Annotated in this window: 13 protein-coding genes and 1 riboswitch; of the genes, 10 read left to right on the top strand and 3 right to left on the bottom strand. The window is 45.1% G+C overall.

The features are described from left to right. Positions 1 to 72 precede the first annotated feature (72 nt). From MKY54_RS22430 to metE, 5 genes are all read left to right on the top strand, one after another. The gene (locus tag MKY54_RS22430) at positions 73 to 843 is read left to right on the top strand and encodes an ABC transporter ATP-binding protein (RefSeq protein ID WP_076193046.1); all 771 of its coding nucleotides are present in this window, start codon (positions 73 to 75) and stop codon (positions 841 to 843) included. Continuing rightward, positions 818 to 2,767 (top strand): FtsX-like permease family protein, encoded by a 1,950-nt coding sequence (locus tag MKY54_RS22425; protein WP_076193048.1) that lies wholly within the window; start codon positions 818 to 820, stop codon positions 2,765 to 2,767. The genes MKY54_RS22430 and MKY54_RS22425 overlap by 26 nt, the downstream gene beginning before the upstream one ends. A gap of 17 nt (positions 2,768 to 2,784) precedes the next feature. After that, positions 2,785 to 3,408 carry a DedA family protein gene (locus MKY54_RS22420; RefSeq protein ID WP_036682974.1) on the top strand — a complete coding sequence of 208 codons (624 nt, stop codon included), beginning with the start codon at positions 2,785 to 2,787 and terminating at the stop codon, positions 3,406 to 3,408. A gap of 50 nt (positions 3,409 to 3,458) precedes the next feature. Further along, the gene (locus MKY54_RS22415) at positions 3,459 to 4,319 is read left to right on the top strand and encodes an undecaprenyl-diphosphate phosphatase (protein ID WP_076193050.1); all 861 of its coding nucleotides are present in this window, start codon (positions 3,459 to 3,461) and stop codon (positions 4,317 to 4,319) included. A 99-nt stretch (positions 4,320 to 4,418) separates the two neighbouring features. Further along, a riboswitch (cobalamin riboswitch) is annotated at positions 4,419 to 4,625 on the top strand. A gap of 154 nt (positions 4,626 to 4,779) precedes the next feature. Next, positions 4,780 to 7,083, top strand: coding sequence for a 5-methyltetrahydropteroyltriglutamate--homocysteine S-methyltransferase (gene metE / locus MKY54_RS22410; protein WP_076193052.1), 2,304 nt, complete (start codon positions 4,780 to 4,782; stop codon positions 7,081 to 7,083). A 146-nt stretch (positions 7,084 to 7,229) separates the two neighbouring features. On the opposite strand, the gene MKY54_RS22405 is transcribed toward metE, so the two are convergent. Then, positions 7,230 to 7,382, bottom strand: a complete 153-nt coding sequence (locus tag MKY54_RS22405; RefSeq protein ID WP_076098619.1) for a DUF1540 domain-containing protein — start codon at positions 7,380 to 7,382, stop codon at positions 7,230 to 7,232. Positions 7,383 to 7,810: 428 nt separating this feature from the next. Between MKY54_RS22405 and MKY54_RS22400 the strand changes: the two genes are divergently transcribed. Continuing rightward, the gene (locus tag MKY54_RS22400; protein ID WP_339187980.1) at positions 7,811 to 8,926 is read left to right on the top strand and encodes a DUF4349 domain-containing protein; all 1,116 of its coding nucleotides are present in this window, start codon (positions 7,811 to 7,813) and stop codon (positions 8,924 to 8,926) included. Between the two features lie 96 nt (positions 8,927 to 9,022). Here the strand turns inward: MKY54_RS22400 and msrA are convergent, their stop codons facing one another. Beyond that, positions 9,023 to 10,009, bottom strand: a complete 987-nt coding sequence (gene msrA / locus MKY54_RS22395) for a peptide-methionine (S)-S-oxide reductase MsrA (RefSeq protein ID WP_038572566.1) — start codon at positions 10,007 to 10,009, stop codon at positions 9,023 to 9,025. 102 nt (positions 10,010 to 10,111) lie between these two features. Beyond that, entirely contained in the window at positions 10,112 to 10,729 is a 618-nt protein-coding gene (locus tag MKY54_RS22390) for a VTT domain-containing protein (protein WP_339187977.1), read from the bottom strand. 163 nt (positions 10,730 to 10,892) lie between these two features. On the opposite strand from MKY54_RS22390, the gene MKY54_RS22385 reads away from it, so the two are divergent. The 4 genes from MKY54_RS22385 (at position 10,893) to MKY54_RS22370 (ending at position 13,554) form a co-directional block, all read left to right on the top strand. Next, positions 10,893 to 11,828, top strand: coding sequence for a Gfo/Idh/MocA family oxidoreductase (locus tag MKY54_RS22385; RefSeq protein WP_339187975.1), 936 nt, complete (start codon positions 10,893 to 10,895; stop codon positions 11,826 to 11,828). A gap of 23 nt (positions 11,829 to 11,851) precedes the next feature. Further along, the gene (locus MKY54_RS22380; protein WP_339169060.1) at positions 11,852 to 12,175 is read left to right on the top strand and encodes a hypothetical protein; all 324 of its coding nucleotides are present in this window, start codon (positions 11,852 to 11,854) and stop codon (positions 12,173 to 12,175) included. Positions 12,176 to 12,299: 124 nt separating this feature from the next. Beyond that, positions 12,300 to 12,617: a helix-turn-helix domain-containing protein gene (locus MKY54_RS22375; RefSeq protein ID WP_036682958.1), complete on the top strand. Its 318-nt coding sequence runs from the start codon at positions 12,300 to 12,302 to the stop codon at positions 12,615 to 12,617. A gap of 211 nt (positions 12,618 to 12,828) precedes the next feature. Then, a complete protein-coding gene (locus tag MKY54_RS22370; RefSeq protein WP_076302708.1) occupies positions 12,829 to 13,554 on the top strand; it encodes a hypothetical protein in 726 nt (241 codons plus the stop codon). Positions 13,555 to 13,622: the final 68 nt, after the last annotated feature.

Here is a 13,622-nt window from a genome sequence, read left to right as displayed (position 1 = left end):
TTCAGAAATAGCAGCCTATGTGTACACTTTGTATAATGAAGGCAATCCAGTCGAAAGAAGGAGAGGTAACACTTGCCCATTCTAGATGTTCATAATTTATCAAAAATATATGAGGGTAAAGTGTCCACTCAGGCGCTGAATCATATCCGCTTTTCTGTAGAAAAGGGGGAGTTTGTTGGCATAATGGGTCCATCCGGGAGCGGGAAAACATCGCTGCTCAACACGATTGCCACCATCGACCAACCGACCTCCGGTCAGATTCTGATCAACGGCCGAGATCCTAATCTGCTTAGCAGAAAAGAAAAGGCGCTTTTTCGCCGTCATGAGCTAGGCTTCGTCTTTCAGCATTTTAATCTACTGGATACGCTCACTGTAGAGGAAAACATCGTATTACCTTTGACGCTTGCAGGTGCTCGTGTCCCAGAGATGGAGAGCAGGCTGAAAGAGGTCACTACCTTGCTTGGCATCGAACATTTGCTGAAGAAGCGCACGTACGAGGTCTCAGGCGGACAAATGCAGCGGGCGGCTATCGCCCGGGCGATGATTCATCGTCCATCGTTAATTTTGGCGGATGAGCCCACAGGCAATCTGGACTCCAAAGCCTCAGGGGAAGTCATGAATATGTTGACAGAGGTGAATAAGGAAGAAGGAGCTACGGTGCTGATGGTCACACATGACGCAGTGGCTGCAAGCTTTTGCAACCGGGTCATCTTTATTAAAGACGGACGTTTCTATAGTGAAATGTACAAGGGCAGTAATAGAGGCGCTTTCTTCCAAAGTATTATTGATATGCTGTCTCTGCTTGGGGGAACCAGCCATGACCTTTCGGCAATTCGCTTATAGGAATGTAACACGTAATAAACGCAAATATGCCGCTTACTTTGTCGTCAGTGCTTTTTCGGTGATGATCTTTTTCGTGTGCGCTTTGTTTATTTACCATCCGGATATTTCAAAGAGCTTAATTTATAGTACGGCGGCTCATACGATGATGGTGGCAGAGGCAATTATTTATGTCTTTTGTTCTTTGTTCGTACTCGTATCCGTTGGATCCTTCCTGCAGTCGCGCAAGATGGAGTTCGGAATTTTATTGATGCATGGAATGACGAAGAGACAGCTGAACACCATGGTTTTTCTGGAAAATATGATGATCGGCACCTCTGCCATCCTGACAGGTACCCTTCTCGGGTTACTTCTGGGCAAATTATTTTTGATGATCGGATCTACTTTTTTGGGAATTCCCCTGTTAACCTTTCATCTCCCATGGCAGGCACTTGTGCTTACGATTTGCAGCTTCGTGTTATTGTTTTTTCTGATATCACTTTGCACCTTTGTTTTTATCGGCAATGAGTCACTGATGCGTCTGTTTCAGGGAGAGCGTAAGGCAGAAGAAGAACCCAAAGTATCCTTTGTATTATCTATTATTTCTGCTGTACTGCTGATCAGTGGTTATTATATGGCGGCTACTGCAAAAGCTGCTTCCGTAGAGAAAGTCATGTTTCCGGTCGTTGCGATTACGGTTATCGGGACGTATCTCTTTTATACCCAGCTAAGTATTTGTTTGGTTAAGCTGCTTAAGGACATTCGGCGCTTGTATTGGCATCGTACGAATATCATCACTTTATCCGGTTTGTCCTACCGCTGGAAAGAGAATGGCCGGATGTTTTTTATGGTGACGATTGTATCCGCAGTCTCCTTCACTTCCGTAGGGGTATTTGCATCGATACATACACTTTCCAGAGAGCTGAAATTGGATTATCCCGCAGCAGTGGGTTATGTAGCCAAAGGAAATCAGACGGGTGTACCCTTTGATCAGCATCTGAACGAAATTAAGGAAGAGCTCAAGACGCACGGACTCCCTTATGAAGCGCTTAGTATCCCGATTAAATATGCTGAGGTCGAAGCTCAGACTGGACCCGATCGCACTTTACGCCTTCCCTTGATTGCTTTCAGTGATTATAATCTCGCCCTGCAACGTGCAGGTTTCCCAACAGATGAGCGTGCTCTGGTGGGCAACGAAGGTCTGGTGATGATTGGTTCGCAGCGGGATCGCAGTTTAACAGAAGGCAGAGTAAAAGCGGTCTATTCCTTGCAGCAAGGACTTGCCATTAAAGAAATAGGTTATACCGAGCAAGTCCCCATTGCCGAATATTTATTGCCGGAGCTGGATGGTAGAGATGGCGGGGATTTTAGTGGTGTCGTGATCAGTGACGAGCTTTACAGTGCTATTGATCCCGTGCAGACGGATCTTTATACAGGTTTTTATGTAGAGGATTTTCCGCAGACGGTAGGTATCGCAGCTGATCTTGCCCATAAAGGCAAACAGTCCTATGAAAGTGATTCTCCGTATGCGATTGTGATCAGCGGCACGCTGTTTGAGCTTCAGAAAACATTGTATAACACAATGCTTTTTGCTTCCTTGCTGGTGGGTACTGTCTTTTTTATTGCGGCAGGCAGCTTTCTTTACTTCCGGTTATATACCGATCTTGATCATGATCGCAATCAATATTCCACTTTGTCCAAGATGGGGCTTACGGATAAAGAACTCAATCGAATAGTTACGATTCAGCTGTCTTTGTTGTTTTTTGTGCCGGTCGGAATAGCTATTTTACACAGTGTGTTTGCCTTTATTGCGCTTCAACGGTTGTTCTACTTATCTATCGCAACGGAGACAGGCGCGGTGTTACTCGGATATTTGGCTGTTCAAGGACTATACTTCTTTTTTATTCGCAGCCGCTATTTACGCAACCTGAAGAAGAACTTGATATGAGAAATGGGGGTAACAAGATGCAAGCATGGATTACAGATTTTATGGAGCAGTTTGGTTACTTCGGTATTTTTCTGATGCTGGCCTTTGAAAATATATTTCCACCAATTCCTTCAGAAGTGATCCTGCCCTTTGGAGGATTTATGACCACTACGACGAGCTTAACGATCCCTGGTGTAATCATTGCTGCCACGGCTGGATCACTACTGGGTGCAGTAATTCTCTATTATATTGGCCGATTATTGGATGTGAGCCGGTTAGAGAAGCTGGTTGAACGCTGGGGGGGCCTAATTCGCGTCACTAAAAAAGATATCCACAAGGCTGACGCCTGGTTTGATAAATATGGCTATTGGACTGTATTGTTTTGTCGGATGGTTCCGCTGGTCCGCAGTCTGATTTCGATTCCGGCGGGAATGTCGGGCATGAAATTTGGAGTATTTATGATCTTCACAACGATTGGCACATTGGGATGGAATTTGCTGCTTGTGCTTATTGGCGCGGCATTGGGCGAATCCTGGGAAGACATTGCCATGTACATGGATGTGTACTCCAATGTAGTCTATGTACTAATTGCTGGCGGATTAGTTATCCTTGGGTTTCTGTACTTCCGCAAACGCAGCCGGAGAATGAACACTGAGGGCTAAGCGGGTAGTGGACTGATAATAGAAATGACTATTAAAAAGGAGGGAAACACATGGAGCTATTAACGATTATTAAAGCCATTATTTTGGGGCTTGTTGAAGGTTTAACCGAATTTGCTCCAGTATCCTCCACGGGTCATATGATTATTGTTGATGATATGTGGCTGAAATCACAGGAGTTATTTGGACAATATACGGCAAATACCTTCAAAGTAGTTATTCAACTGGGTTCAATATTAGCGGTTGTTGTGATTTTTAGAAATCGGTTCATTGATCTGTTGGGTTTAAAGCGTTTCAGCCGTAAGCAGTTGGATCCTGTAACAGAGGAGCTACCGAAGTTGGAGCAGGGCGGGCACCTCAAGCTGACTCAGGTTCTGGTAGGGTTAGTGCCTGCAGGTGTGTTAGGTGTTCTGTTTAATGATTATATTGATGAGCATTTATTCTCTACATCAACAGTGTTAATTGGTCTAGTGATTGGGGCTATATTAATGATTATTGCCGATCTGTTTGGGCCGAAGAAGATCAGAACTGAGAGTGTAGATCAGATTACATACAAACAGGCACTTGGTGTAGGTCTTGTACAGTGTTTTTCGTTATGGCCTGGATTTTCACGCTCGGGCTCGACGATTTCTGGTGGCGTACTCCTCGGGATGAGCCATCGTGCCGCTGCTGATTTTACGTTTATTATGGCAGTACCCATCATGGCAGGTGCCAGTCTGTTGTCACTGATGAAAAACTGGCAATATTTCACCATGGACGCGTTGCCGTTTTTTATTGCAGGCTTTATTAGTGCCTTCCTATTTGCGCTGTTATCGATGCGTTTCTTCTTAAAACTGATCAATCGTATCAAGCTCTTACCGTTTGCTATATACCGTATAATTCTTGCTGCTGTAGTATATTTCGTATTTTTCTAAGTCCGTTATAAGGAATCGATATAACAGAAGCCCCAGTAATCTATTGCAGATTGCTGGGGCTTTCACGTATGATGACATCAGATTAAGACACTCAAATGATGAATGATATCGGAGACAGGTGCTGACCGGAAAATAGTAATTCGGTAGACTTAATAGGGAAATTCGGTTCGAAGCCGATGCGGTCCCGCCACTGTAACGGAAGAATCTCGAGCAACAGAGGTCACTGGCAATTTACTACTGCTGGGAAGACTGCTCAAGATGTTGACGCCGCTAGCCAGGAGACCTGCCTGTTTCAACAGCACTGCTTCACCTACGGAAGATAGGGAGGTGTTAGACGTTAACCATGGGTATATCATGGGCGTCTTTCCCTTTGACTTTTTTAGGGAAGGGCGCTCTTTTTTATAGGAAAGCAAGTAGCTTTGGAGTTTGAAATAAGAGATGGAAGAGGGAGTGTATCGAGATGACGAATAAAGTAAAAGTAAGCAATCTTGGATATCCGAGAATCGGAAAGAACCGCGAGTGGAAAAAGACACTGGAAGCCTACTGGCAGGGGAAAATAAATGAGGAGCAATTCCGCTCCGAAATGGCAGCAATTCAGCTGCAGCATTTGAAGACCCAGCAAGAGGCAGGAATTGAGCTTATTCCGGTAAATGATTTTACTTTTTATGACCATGTGTTGGATACGGCTGTTATGTTTGGAATTGTACCTCCACGGTACACGTATGATGGCGGCGACATCGGGCTTGATCTTTATTTTGCAATGGCCCGTGGTAATGCTGAGGCTACTGCCTGTGAGATGACCAAATGGTTCAATACGAACTATCACTATATCGTTCCAGAGATCGGCACACAAACACCACGCCTGACTGAAAATAAACCTCTAGCGGCTTATCGTTTTGCTAAATCGCAGGCAGGGATTGAAGGTAAACCGGTACTTTTAGGTCTGTATACCTTCCTTAAGCTGTCCAAAGGTTACGCAGCGGCAGATATCGCCAAGATTGCTGCACGTTTTGTTCCAGTCTATGTTCAACTGCTACAGGAACTGAAGCAAGAAGGGGTAAGCTGGGTACAAATCGATGAGCCAGCGATTGTTACAGGCATAAGTAAAGAAGAATTAACACTGCTTAACTCGATATACACAGAAATTGCCGGCTCCGTGCCGGGCTTGAATATTATTTTACAGACGTATTTCGAAGCTGCTGAACCGTTGGAGGCACTGCTAGAGTTGCCTGTTCAAGGCTTGGGTCTTGACTTTGTGCACGATGGTGGAGCGAATCTGGCTTCTATCGAACGTCTTGGCTGGCCGAAGGACAAATGGCTGGGTGCCGGAATTATTGATGGACGGAACATCTGGCGTTCCGATTTAGACGCTAAGCTGCAACTGGTAGAAAAGCTCAGCGTTCATGTGCCGCTTGATCGTCTTATTCTTCAGCCTTCTTGCAGTCTGCTGCATGTCCCAGTCACCGTTCAAGGTGAGTTGAAGCTGAAGGCGACAGTTAAGAATGCGTTAGCTTTTGCCGATGAGAAGCTTGCAGAGCTTAGTTTGCTCGGAGCAGCCCTCGCAGATAAAGGAGAAGCTGCTAAAGCAGCGCTGGCCGCTAGTCGTGAAGCTATTGCAGCATTCCGCGCACTACCTGAGCGTGGTCGTAAGGATGTGGCGGAGCAAGTGCTTGCACTTGCAGCTTTGCCGGACCAACGCAGTTTGCCTTTTGCTGAACGCTTAAAGGTGCAGCAAGAGAAATGGCAGCTTCCACTTCTGCCAACCACTACAATTGGTAGCTTCCCGCAGACAGTAGAAGTGCGTCAGGCGAGATTGAAATGGCGTAAAGGGGTCTGGAATCAGGAGCGTTATGATGGATTTGTTCGTGAGCAGATCGCGGATGCAATTACCTTCCAAGAAAAGCTAGGTCTGGATGTTCTGGTCCACGGTGAGTTCGAGCGTACAGATATGGTGGAGTTTTTCGGAGAAAAGCTGGACGGATACTTGTTTACTAGTAATGGCTGGGTTCAATCCTACGGTTCCCGTTGCGTTAAGCCACCGGTGATCTACGCGGATGTTGCATTTATACAGCCTATGACTGTTAAAGAAAGTGTCTATGCACAATCGTTGACGAAGCTTCCGGTTAAAGGAATGTTGACGGGTCCTGTAACTATCCTCAATTGGTCATTTGTACGTGATGATCTCAGCCGGGAAGAGGTAGCCAATCAAATTGCTCTTGCCCTTCGCCATGAAGTAAAAGCGTTGGAAGATGCAGGCATCGAAATGATTCAAGTGGATGAGCCGGCTATACGTGAAGGACTTCCGCTTAAGGCAGAAGACCGTGAGCATTACCTGAACTGGGCAGTGAAGTCGTTCCGCGTTGCTACGAACCATGTGAAGGCTACGACACAAATTCATACGCATATGTGCTATAGCGAATTCAATGACATGATCGATTCCATATCGGCTATGGATGCTGATGTAATCTCCATTGAGACTTCACGTAGCCATGGGGAGCTGATTATCAGCTTTGAGGAGCAGGCCTATGATAAAGGAATCGGTCTTGGAGTGTATGACATCCATAGCCCGCGGGTTCCGGCTGTAGAAGAAATGACGGCGAATATCGATCGTGCGCTGCGGGTGCTGGACCCTGAACAGTTCTGGATTAATCCGGATTGCGGTCTGAAAACACGTGGCTGGCAGGAGACAGAGGATGCACTACGTAACATGGTAAGCGCTGCTGCTATTGCGAGGGAAAAGTCAGGGGTTATTGCATCAAAATAGACATAAATAAATTAGAGCCAGGGTAATTTACCCTGGCTTTTTAGTTCACTTATTTTTTTATAATCAGCTACTTGATAATAATTCTCAATCTTGTTAGAATGAAAAAGAAAAAGAAGGAACCGTGGAGGGTCCCTTCAGGCATTTACTTATTTACTTTCGAAAGTTTTGCAATCTGTTTCTTCTGCGCGTTTTGGTTCTTGGGAGCTGTGGAAAGCTACGAAGATCGATTCAGCGCTGCATTTGTTCTCTTCTGCCCAGTGGGTGCAGGAGTTAACTTCACAAACTACGTCTTTTGCCATGAGGGTTCACCTCCCCTTATAGTAATTGATAGTATCATTCAATGAACGGCTCTGTTTAGCAAGGTGGAGCTTGTCTCAACAAAGCCGTGTCACGCCCTCATTCATTATGAATAGAGGGTATTTGGCTTTTTTTACTAGGTTAGACGTGGTAATTGTACCAAATAATGAGTTTGTAAGCAAATGAGTTCTTTAACTTTCGGGTCACCTTCCCACATCAAAAATATGTCCAATAAGAGCCGCAGAAATGCGGCTTTTTGTGTATTCAACATGAAAAACCAAAAGAAATTTACCGGAATTCCATATTCCAGTGCAACCTTCCAAGTTTTGGGGCGTTATAGAAATGAGAGACGGAAGAGATCTGTACAGAACATGACATTCCGTAACGTTACAATGCTAGGGATAACCACTACACTTTTGGAGGAATGAGAATGCGCAAATGGGGTCTGCATTACTTATGTTTATTAATTCTTGCGGTGGTATTGGCAGGTTGTGGCTCGGGTGATAACAATTCGGCGGCAGACAAATTAGCTGGTGACGGCGGAAATACGAGTAATTCTGCTGCAGCAACCACTGAGCAATCTTCGAAAGCTACATTAGCGGATAAGAGCACCTCAGCAGAAGCTGAGACAGCAGCGGGAGGCAACGAAGCCCCAGTTGAAAAAGGTTTGACATCAGAGAACACGGATCAAGGGAACGCGGGATTCACGGGCAGTGATGTCGTGGAAGGATTGAACAAGAAGCTAATCTATCATGCCAATCTGACTATGGAAGTAGAAGATTACGGTAAAGCTCAGACTGAAATCCGCAACATGGTAACGATGGCTAAAGGATATATTATAGAGTTTAACGAAAACATGTCGCAATATGAGCAAGGAGGGACGTTTATCCTTAAGGTGCCTGCCTCCGGGTTCTCTCCTTTTCTGAATAATTTGGAAAAAGTAAAACACGAATCGCTACAGCGCAGTATTCAAGGTCAGGATGTCTCGGAGGAGTATGTTGATCTGGAGTCGCGTCTAAAGGCAAAGCAGTTAATGGAAGCTCAATACACAGAGTTTATGAAAAAAGCAACGAAATCAAGTGATCTGGTCGCCTTTGCAAACGAGCTTGGTTCGATTCAAGAAACGATTGAGCAGATCAAAGGCAGAATGCGATATATAGATCAGAACGTATCCTTTTCAACGGTAGAGCTTAGAGTGTACCAGACGGATGAGAGCTTAGCCGTGAAGGAAAAGGCAGAGCAAGGTCCATTGCTAGAACGGGCATCGGATGCTTTAAAAGGAAGCCTGAACGCACTATCTGTTATGTTTCAGTGGATTTTTGTAATTCTTGCAGGTGCATTGCCGATTCTAATCGGTGCGGGCATTATTTTAGTCATCGTTTGGTTTGCCCGCAAAAATATCCGTGCACGACGGGAGCAGCAGACCCAGCGGATACGGCAGGAAAATCGGGAACTGAAAAAGGCGGTACTCCCTGGACCAGCAGAGCCAAAGGTGACAACCTCAATAAAGGATAAGAAAGCTAACGAGGACGAGAATAAAGAATAAGCTTCTATGAATTAAAAAGCCTCCAATTCATGGTATACCGTGAATTGGAGGCTTTTCTTTTCTGTAAGACAGTACAGTATTCGCTTTTATCGAAGATTAGGCAGGCTGGAAGAGTACACGATACTCGCCATAGCCCTCTTTCTCCAGATCCTCTTTTGGTATAAAGCGCAGTGCCGCTGAATTAATGCAGTAGCGCAGGCCGTTTTCCCCTGGACCATCGTCGAAGACATGACCTAGATGGGAATCTGCTACTTTGCTGCGCACTTCTGTGCGAACCATCAAATGGCTGAGGTCCGTCTTTTCCTTCACGGCGTAATCGCGAATCGGACGTGTAAAGCTGGGCCAGCCACAACCGGAATCGTATTTATCCTGCGAACTGAATAATGCTTCACCAGATACGATATCTACATAAATGCCTTCTCCGTGGTGATCCCAAAAATCATTTCGGAAAGGTGACTCTGTAGCGCTATTCTGAGTGACTTCATATTGAAGTGGCGTCAGACGTTCTTTTAAGCTTAGTTTGTCTTCTTTATGTGTCCAGTGGGTTTCGATAAAATCCTCTCGGCCGGAACCCTTACGGTAACGTTTGTAGTGACCCGGGTTCTTACGATGGTAGCCCTGATGATATTCTTCGGCAGGATAGAAGGTTGCTGCCGGGAGGATCGGGGTAACAATCGGGCTAGCGAATCGGCCGCTTTCTTGCAAAGCTGCCTTGGAAGCCTCTGCTTGTTGCTTCTGTTCTTCAGAATGGGTGAAGATAGCCGTTCCGTAAGAGGTGCCGCGATCATGGAATTGTCCACCCGCATCGGTTGGGTCAATTTGCTGCCAGAATAACTCAAGCAGCTTGCTATAAGGGAAAATTTCTGGATTGAACGTAATTTGTACGGCTTCAACATGTCCTGTAGTTTCGGAGCATACCTCTTCATAGGTAGGATTCACTGTATGCCCGCCAGTATAGCCGGAGACGACACTAATAATGCCTGGCAATTCCTCGAACGGCGAGACCATGCACCAGAAGCATCCACCTGCAAAGGTTGCTTTTTCCGCCTTGGAATTTATATGGTTAGTCTGATGTTCACTCATTAATATCCCTCCATTCATGTAATGCAATTAAATAGATCACAATCTAATTATAAAGCAAATAACCACAGCCTGCCAGCTTACGCCAAATAAGCTCTCTGTTACCTAGTATTTTTTTACTTCCTGTGAACTGTAACGAAAGCTTAGTCCGGCTATAATAAGCACAATGGCATAAACAATGATGGCTATAATCGCATTTCCAGGGTTCTGGAATAGTTGATCCCCAAGGAAGGCATACAAGGCGATGCCTGGGATTTTTCCAATAGCTGAGGCAGCAAGATAACTCCAGAAGGGCAGTCCGGCTGCTCCGGCATAGATGTTAACTGCTGTCTGCGGGATAATCGGCAAGAGACGTGCTAAGACAATAGAAGCAAAGGGCCGCCGTTCTATGCCTTTTGTGAATTTTTCGAGTAGGGGAATAGAAGTCAGATAAGCTCTCGCTTGATCTTGAAATAAGAACTTCACTACGCCGAAAAGGAATGCGGCAGCAAGGGTTGTAGCTACCCAGCAAATTAAAGCACCTGCCAAACTTCCGTATGCATAACCAAAAAATCCGATGACCGCTTTGTACGGTACAACTGGAAAGAGAGCCAGTAAAGTTGCGATCCCTATAGAGCTGAAAAGATTATGATCCTCTTTCATCCAGCTAAGGATGTCATATCTGTAGATAAACGCAAGGATTGTGCCCGAAACATAAAGAATAATCGAGAACCATTTTCTCATAGCTAATATACCCTTTCTTCCACTCATTCATCTCATCATACGGGATAAAAAGTAAATATTGAAGTGAAGATCATTGTCGGCGAACGCCAAGCAGGTATAATAGCATTTATAGAGAACAAAGAGAGAGATAAATTCTTGAATTATAAAGAGGGGAGTTAGATCAGTGATCGTTTCTGCACGCAAAAGAGTCGCCATCATCGGGATTGGCAATATCGCCCGCAAAGTATATTTGCCACTGCTCTCTCAGCATGGACAAGTTGAGGTAGTGGGGGTTCTCAGTCACTCATCCACAACAGTAGAGCAAGCTGTTAAAGCCTACCGTTTTCCTAAAGGTACGACAAATTTGGACGAGCTGTTGTCTTGGGATCTGGATGCAGTATTTGTGCATAGCCCAACGACGACCCATTATGATATAGTAACAAAATGTCTCGAACATGGGATTTCGGTGTATGTAGATAAGCCGCTGTCCTATGATCTGGAAGAATCCAGAAGGATGGCAGAGCTGGCAGAAAATAAAGGGCTGCTGCTAGGCGTGGGCTTTAATCGGCGTTTTGCCCCAATGTATGTCACTGCCAAGAGTTGGCTCGAGGAAGCCGGAGGCATTAGCCATTGCCACGCGATTAAACATCGCACGAAGCTGCAGTTAGGCAGCAGCCGTGAGACTGTGCATGACGACTTGATTCATATGCTTGATCTGCTGTTATGGTTATGTGGAGATCAGTATGAGCTGCTTCGCAGTAATCTTCAATCCAATGGAGAGGGGCGACTTGTGCAGGCATCTGGAATGCTGGGTTGGGAGCAAGGCTCAGTGGGGATGTATAGTATGGTTCGTGAGGCGGGTGTTGATTTGGAGAAGCTGGAGCTGCACGGTAATGGACGTTCGGTGGAAGTGGCAGATCTGGACCAAGCCATCCTATATGAAAAAAATGCTTTGCCACGGACCCAGAGCTTTGGAAGCTGGGATACGGTGCTGGATAGAAGAGGTTTTGGTGGAGTGGTAGATCATTTCCTGAACAATATAAATACACCAGAGTTATGCAGTATTGCTGCTTCAGCAGTTCTGCCTAGTCATAGATTGGCAGCTCAGCTTGCTGAATGAGGTCTCTAAGAAAGGAGTAAAATATGGAAGACAACCGTAAATTAGTGGAGGAACAAATCATCGAAAGCTATAAGCGTGAGGAAGAGATGATGATCCTTGTATTCGCCCAGTGGTGCGTGAATCAAGGACTCGACCCGCACAGTTTATATTTACAGGCTTATCCACAGCAAGAAGGGAATGAAGCCTTGCGAAAAGCGCTTGCCCTAACGGTTTCTGCGGAGGAAGCAGGGGATATTTCTGATGACACAGTTCTGGGCGTACTCTCCTTATTCGGAAATGATGACTTGGCGCAAATCGTGACAGAAGCGATCGCTAAAAGGGAATCTAAAGCACATACAGGGGATTGACAACGAGGATATAATGATAATGTCAGATGAACTTTTTTTAGTAAACGATGTTCATCAGGGATGAAATGTGTTAATATTATATATACTAACTAATAGTAAGTTTCGCTAGTGAGAGGTGAGAACAATGGAAGAACATCAAATTTCGATGTGTCCCAGATTTGAGACAGCCTTCTCTTTCTTAGGCAAACGTTGGAATGGACTTATTATTCAGACATTGATGAGTGGACCGAAGCGGTTTAAAGATATTTCCGGCCTCATTCCTTCAATGAGCGATAAGATGCTGTCCGAGCGGATGAAGGATTTGGAAGGTGAGGGTATTCTGGTTAGACATGTATACCCGGAAACACCTGTGCGTATTGAATATGAACTAACAGACAAAGGCCGTGCGCTGGAGCCTGTTATGCAGCAGATTCAGTCTTGGGCTGAGAGCTGGGTAGAGTAGAAATCAAAGTCGTGTTGTGGCCCTTTTTCCTGAAGAACGGAGGAGGGCTTTTCAATTTTTAAATAAAAACCTTGCACAGATCGAAAAAATCTGTAATATAATAGAAAAAACGTTGTATGTTCCTTGCGTGGAAACGCTTGCAATATTGGTTTTTGCTCAAATCTACTCAGCTGGAGTACAGGCATAGCAAAACTATTAGGAGGCGAGGGAGATGAAGACCACCCTGTTTTCCCGGGAAATAACGTATGGAAAAAAGGATGTTGCTGAGCTGGAGAACGCTTCGATCAAAGTACAGCTCATCTATGACAAGACGTTGTTCATGCTGCATAGCCATCTTCCAGATTCCTTATGGGATGCGTGGATTGGCGTGCCTTACAGTATTATCTCTTCACTCTACAAAGGCAACAATGATAGCGGGACTATTTTTCAAAAATGGATTCAAAGTCCTTCTGGCTGGAAATGTATCGGCTGTGAACGGCATTGCCTGGAGTCGACGGAACCTCTTCAAGAAGTGAATGTGGCGAGTAATCAACGACAATATAAGTTCCATAATGGCATTCGCCAAAGCATGGTGCTACAAGCCCTAATTTGGTCCATGTACGAGAATACCGTATTATTCAAACCCTTTTTAGGGGATGAGCCCTTTTTTGATGAAGATGATTTGCATACGATATCCTCTTATTTCGTGCCAACTTACCTTAATGATCTACGTCTTTTGGAGCAGTCTAAGCCTTGTAAAGAGTACAAAGATCAGAATATAAAGATATATCAGGAATGGATATCCGCCCCTGACCTTGTCCTCAAATGGAACGGAGGCCTAACAGAAGGCAGATGGATGACTGGTGTTTATATGGATCACTCCCGCTTTGCTGGCTTAGGACCTTATTTGAAGGACGCAAAGGGTAAGCGAACGTATATGCAGGCTTATGTTCAATAGAAGATACAGATTTTAGTGTCAGGTCGATTGTGGAGATTTATCTCCATGATTGACCTGTTTTTGTTATC

This window comes from Paenibacillus sp. FSL P2-0121, assembly GCF_037975345.1.
In the GTDB taxonomy this organism is placed as follows: domain Bacteria; phylum Bacillota; class Bacilli; order Paenibacillales; family Paenibacillaceae; genus Paenibacillus_AQ; species Paenibacillus_AQ odorifer.
This window is presented reverse-complemented; position numbering and strand designations above follow the sequence as displayed.

Excerpts from the sequence above, each read along its gene's own strand:
- MKY54_RS22425 (WP_076193048.1), top strand. The coding sequence starts at position 818 with ATGACCTTTCGGCAATTCGCTTATAGGAATGTAACACGTAATAAACGC.
- MKY54_RS22420 (WP_036682974.1), top strand. The coding sequence starts at position 2,785 with ATGCAAGCATGGATTACAGATTTTATGGAGCAGTTTGGTTACTTCGGT.
- MKY54_RS22415 (WP_076193050.1), top strand. The coding sequence starts at position 3,459 with ATGGAGCTATTAACGATTATTAAAGCCATTATTTTGGGGCTTGTTGAA.
- metE (WP_076193052.1), top strand. The coding sequence starts at position 4,780 with ATGACGAATAAAGTAAAAGTAAGCAATCTTGGATATCCGAGAATCGGA.
- MKY54_RS22405 (WP_076098619.1), bottom strand. The coding sequence starts at position 7,382 with ATGGCAAAAGACGTAGTTTGTGAAGTTAACTCCTGCACCCACTGGGCA.
- MKY54_RS22400 (WP_339187980.1), top strand. The coding sequence starts at position 7,811 with ATGCGCAAATGGGGTCTGCATTACTTATGTTTATTAATTCTTGCGGTG.
- msrA (WP_038572566.1), bottom strand. The coding sequence starts at position 10,009 with ATGAGTGAACATCAGACTAACCATATAAATTCCAAGGCGGAAAAAGCA.
- MKY54_RS22390 (WP_339187977.1), bottom strand. The coding sequence starts at position 10,729 with ATGAGAAAATGGTTCTCGATTATTCTTTATGTTTCGGGCACAATCCTT.
- MKY54_RS22380 (WP_339169060.1), top strand. The coding sequence starts at position 11,852 with ATGGAAGACAACCGTAAATTAGTGGAGGAACAAATCATCGAAAGCTAT.
- MKY54_RS22375 (WP_036682958.1), top strand. The coding sequence starts at position 12,300 with ATGGAAGAACATCAAATTTCGATGTGTCCCAGATTTGAGACAGCCTTC.
- MKY54_RS22370 (WP_076302708.1), top strand. The coding sequence starts at position 12,829 with ATGAAGACCACCCTGTTTTCCCGGGAAATAACGTATGGAAAAAAGGAT.